Raw genomic sequence first — 911 nt, forward strand, 5'->3', positions numbered from 1 at the left:
TAAGCCAATATGAAGATTTAAAATATTGGCATTTTGTATATGGCACACCAAATAGTATAAATAAGCTATACGCAAGTTTAAAAAGTGAAAAACCTTTAGCAAATGATTTATCTACTGAAAATGTATTTATTATAGATAAAGAATTAAACCAACGCGGTAGAATTGATAATAGAGAAGACAACCAAAAAAGTAAAAACGTACCAGTTTTTGGTCTATATAGTTACAACTGTATAGAAGTAGCAACTATAAAAAATAAAATGAGCGAAGATGTACGTATTTTATTTACAGAATATAGGCAAAAACGAAAAGGAGAATTTAACTCTACAATTAGGCGAGCCAACGATTTAAAAGCCGTTAACAATTAAAACATGAGCAAAAAAACTAATTATTCATACATAGGTATTGCATTTATTATTTTAGTATTTGGTATAATTTTCGTGCCTAGAATTGTAGATAGAATTAATCAAGGTGATATTACAAGGCAAGAAAGCCGTAGTGATTATGCGGGAGAAAAAGGTAAGCAAGCCACAGATTTAGTTTTTATTAAAGGAGAAAATGGTAATAGGCGTGTGCCAGAATTTAGCTTTACAAACCACAATGGTAAAACCATTACCAATAAAGATTATTTAGGAAAAGTATATGTAATTGAGTTTTTCTTTACCACATGCCCAACAATTTGCCCTGTAATGAATACTAATTTAGTTGAAGTACAAAATGAGTTTAAAGATTTTGAAAACTTTGGCGTAGCATCATTCACAATAAATCCAGATTATGATACTGTTTCTGTTTTAAAAGACTATGCCACTACATATGGCATAACAAACCCAAATTGGCATTTAATGACAGGCAAAAAAGAAGCAATTTACAAATTAGCTAATGATGGTTTTTATATTTATGCCGCCGAAAATGCT

The 911-nt window shown here is 29.9% G+C and carries 1 protein-coding gene and 1 pseudogene; both read left to right on the forward strand.

What is annotated here, in order from left to right; all coding sequences use genetic code 11:
* Positions 1–365 (forward strand): annotated as a pseudogene (locus tag FUA24_RS25015) (hypothetical protein); the annotation flags it as partial.
* Positions 366–368: 3 nt separating this feature from the next.
* On the forward strand, positions 369–911 hold a 543-nt coding region (locus FUA24_RS04775), incomplete at its 3' end, for an SCO family protein (protein WP_148540268.1).

This window comes from Seonamhaeicola marinus, assembly GCF_008085455.1.